The sequence below is a fragment of the Flavobacterium sp. genome, from assembly GCF_028712645.1.
Lineage (GTDB): Bacteria > Bacteroidota > Bacteroidia > Flavobacteriales > Flavobacteriaceae > Flavobacterium.
The window spans coordinates 1-4,027 of sequence record NZ_JAQTPQ010000292.1 but is presented as its reverse complement, the minus strand read 5'-3'; the positions used below and the strand labels follow the sequence as shown (position 1 = coordinate 4,027).

The following is a 4,027-nucleotide window of genomic DNA, read 5'->3' as shown; positions in this document are numbered from 1 at the left end:
CAAGCGAAAGCGAAAATTTGCACGGAAAACTGATTTCCGACAATGTTTACTATTCTGACCAGCAATCAGAGATGCAATATTTTCAATCATTGTCTTATAATCCAACTCCTTTAAGGGCAACAAAATCGAGTATTGTTCAGGAAGTTGCTCAACTTATGACAAATTCGATTACCAATAGTGTTATTGTTTGCGAAAACAACATCCCTATCGGAATTGTCACTAACACTGATATGTGTACCAAAATTGCTACTGGCAGATTTCTAATCACAACTACTGTAGATAAAATTATGTCCTCGCCAGTGGTAACTGTTGTAGAGAATGTTTCTTTGGCTGAAGCCCAATTACTGATGCTAAAACACAACGTGACACATTTATGCGTAACGCAAGACGGAACTGATAAATCGGATGTAAAAGGAGTCATTTCAGAGCACGATTTGATTGTCGCCCAAGCCAGTAATCCCGGAGTTTTGATAAAAGAAATTAAACGTTCCAAAAATTCAAAGGATTTGAAATTAATTCGTGAACGTCTAACGGATGTTGTCGAAAAATCTATTCATAAAAATATTCCACTTTCTCATATTAACAACATTGTGAGCGAAGTCAATTTGGCCATTATCAAGAGATCAATCGAGTTGTCGATTTTAGATTTAGGCTCCCCTCCTGCCCATTTTGCTTGGTTTAGTATGGGTAGTCAAGGAAGAAAAGAGCAATTATTGCTCACGGATCAAGACAGTTTTTTGGTTTTTGAAGATGTAACCGCAGAAAAATATCGAGATGTTAAAGACTATTTTCTAAAGTTAGGAAAAAGAACCACGACAATTTTAGAAAATGTAGGTTATGAATTATGTCTAAATGGTAATATGGCTAGTAATATGCTTTGGTGTAAATCATTGACAGACTGGACAAAACAATACACTAGCTGGATCAATACTCCAGGAGAAAACAGCAATGATATAAGTAGTATTTTCTTTGACTATGAGTTGGTTTTTGGTGAGAAAAAAATTGAAGAAACAATCGAAAATATAATTTATACCAATGTTCATAATAATGCTTTATTCTTTGACTATTTAGGAAATGATGCTTTGCGTAAAAACTCGCCATTAAGCTTTTTTAAGAAATTTATTGTCGAAGAAGAAGGTGTAAATAAGGATAAATTTGACATCAAGACCCGAGCTTTGATGCCTCTTATTGATGGTGCTCGTTTATTTTCTTTGAGTTTTAACATTCGAAATGAAAATAATACGTTTATGCGGTTTAAACAATTAGCTATTACTGATCCCAAAAATAGTGAGATTTATCTCAATTGTGCTGAAGCATTTTTGACTTTGTCAAAATTCAGAACATTAGAAGGTTTGAATAATGATAATTCTGGACAATTTATAAATTTGCAAGAATTAACAAAAGTTGAAAAAGAAAATTTAAAAAATGCTTTGGCTCCAATGAGGGAATTAGAAGAATTAATTAAAACTAAGTTCCAACTTACCCAATTTTCATAACTATGTTAGACTGGATAAAAAAAATCAACAAGGAACATCCTGAATTTTGGAAAGAATACGTTTCAAAATTTGATAAAAAATCAAAACGTTTTGTTGTTTTAAGTACCGAAACTACAGGTTTAAACCCAAGTAAAGATGTAATTTTATCAATTGGTTCATTTGCTGTTATTGATAATAGCATAATCATTGGAGATAGCTTTGAAACCATAATAGCTCAATATAAATTCTTTCACGATAACGGTATTTTAAATGAATTTACTTTAGAAAGCAAAATGAAAAAACTCGGAGAACCTGAAGCCGTACAGGCTTTAATCGAGTTTATTGGAAATGCTGTCTTGGTTGGTCATCACGTTGATTTCGATGTAGAAATGATTAACGAAGCTTTAGAAAGATTAGATTGTGGAAGACTAAAAAATCAAGCACTAGATATTGATGTTATGCATCGAAAACTGCATGACATTAGCAACAAACAATTTTCACTTGATGAATTATGTGATATATATAAAATTCCCAAAACAGATAGAAATTCTACCTCTGATGATGCTTATAAAATTGCCTTACTTTTCTTGAAATTAAAATATAAATTAGGAATTATATAGCCAATATTTTATAAGTAATTTTATTTTTACGTCTAAAAAAGTAGCCGTCTCATAACCAAAATTGTGATGGCTTTTATATTCCTAATTAGCAAAAAAGGCATCCTCACAAATGAAATTTTAGGTAAATTAAACATATTTTCACAATCAAAAAATCTGTGAAATCTATGGCAAAAAAAAAGTCCCGATTACTCAGGACTTTCTATATTCAAAAATTAAGAAAAATTATTTCTTTTTCTCGTTTTTTTCCATTTTAGCTTTAAGACCTGCAAGAATATCATTTGCATCACCTAAAGTTGAAGCTGGTGCATTTGTAGATGCAGCCGTAGCAGTTTCAACAGCAGCTTTCATATTTTTCTCTTCTTCTTCACGGAAGATAGCAGTGTGAGAAGCAACTACTCTTTTGAATTCTTTGTTGAATTCTATTACTTTGAATTCAGCAGTTTCGCCTTTTTTCAATTTTTTACCGTCTTCTTTTTCAAGGTGACGTGTAGGAATGAAAGCAACGATATCTTCACCGAATTCTACAGTAGCTCCTTTGTCAACAATTTCAGAGATTTCACCTGAGTGGATAGTTCCTACTGCGAATGAATCTTCGTATTGATCCCAAGGATTAGCAGTAGTTTGTTTGTGACCTAAAGATAATTTACGTCCTTCAACATCTAATTCTAATACAACTACGTCTAATTTTTCACCAACATTTACAAATTCAGATGGGTGTTTGATTTTCTTAGTCCAAGAAAGGTCAGAAATGTAGATTAATCCATCAATTCCTTCTTCTAATTCTACGAAAATTCCAAAGTTTGTAAAGTTTCTTACGATACCTACATGTTTAGAACCAACAGGATATTTAGCAGTGATATCAGTCCAAGGATCTTGAGTCAATTGTTTGATACCTAATGACATTTTACGGTCATCTCTATCTAAAGTTAAGATAACAGCCTCAACAACATCCCCTACTTTTACGAAATCTTGAGCAGAACGTAAATGAGTTGACCATGACATTTCAGAAACGTGAATTAAACCTTCAACACCTTCAGCAACTTCGATGAAAGCACCGTAATCAGCGATTACAACTACTTTACCTTTTACTTTATCACCAATTTTTAAGTTAGCATCTAAAGCATCCCAAGGGTGAGCGTTTAATTGTTTCAATCCTAATTGGATTCTTGTTTTCTCGTCATCAAAATCAAGGATTACCACGTTCAGCACTTGGTCTAATTCAAGAACTTCAGATGGGTGGTTGATTCTTGACCAAGAAAGGTCAGTAATGTGGATTAATCCATCAACACCACCTAAGTCAATAAACACACCGTAAGAAGTAATGTTTTTAACAACACCTTCTAATACTTGTCCTTTTTGTAATTTTCCAATGATTTCTTTTTTCTGTACTTCAATATCAGCCTCGATAAGTGCTTTGTGAGATACAACAACATTTTTGAATTCGTGGTTGATTTTTACCACTTTGAATTCCATATTTTTGTTTACGTATACATCGTAATCACGGATTGGTTTCACATCAATTTGTGAACCTGGCAAGAACGCTTCGATTCCAAAAACGTCTACGATCATACCACCTTTAGTTCTGCATTTTACAAAACCAGTAACGATTTCTCCAGTTTCGTTAGCAGATATAACTCTATCCCATGATTTGATAGTTCTTGCTTTTCTGTGAGATAATACTAATTGACCTGTTTTGTCCTCACGGATGTCAATCAATACTTCTACTTTGTCACCCACTTTTAATGCTGGATTGTAACGGAATTCGTTTAAAGAAATAACACCTTCCGATTTTGCGTTGATATCAACGATAACGTCTCTATCAGTAATTCTAACAACAATACCTTCTACTACTTCTTCTTGATCTGTCGCGATAAAAGTTTTTGAAACTAGGTCTTCGAATTCTTGTAAGTTTTTCTCATCTACGGCATCAAT

At 33.1% G+C, this 4,027-nt stretch carries 3 protein-coding genes; 2 read left to right on the top strand and 1 reads right to left on the bottom strand.

The window, feature by feature from the left end:
• Both PHC28_RS16500 and PHC28_RS16495 read left to right on the top strand, forming a co-directional pair.
• Positions 1 to 1,496, top strand: a 1,496-nt coding sequence (locus PHC28_RS16500) for a DUF294 nucleotidyltransferase-like domain-containing protein (protein WP_300103215.1), incomplete at its 5' end; no start/stop codon positions are given.
• A gap of 2 nt (positions 1,497 to 1,498) precedes the next feature.
• The gene (locus PHC28_RS16495; protein WP_300103213.1) at positions 1,499 to 2,095 is read left to right on the top strand and encodes a PolC-type DNA polymerase III; all 597 of its coding nucleotides are present in this window, start codon (positions 1,499 to 1,501) and stop codon (positions 2,093 to 2,095) included.
• A 222-nt stretch (positions 2,096 to 2,317) separates the two neighbouring features.
• Here PHC28_RS16495 and rpsA read toward each other — a convergent pair.
• Positions 2,318 to 4,027 (bottom strand): 30S ribosomal protein S1 (gene rpsA, locus PHC28_RS16490; protein WP_300103211.1); only part of this gene is annotated, 1,710 nt, incomplete at its 5' end.

Coding starts and splice junctions, on each gene's coding strand:
- PHC28_RS16495 (WP_300103213.1), top strand. CDS start 1,499: ATGTTAGACTGGATAAAAAAAATCAACAAGGAACATCCTGAATTTTGG.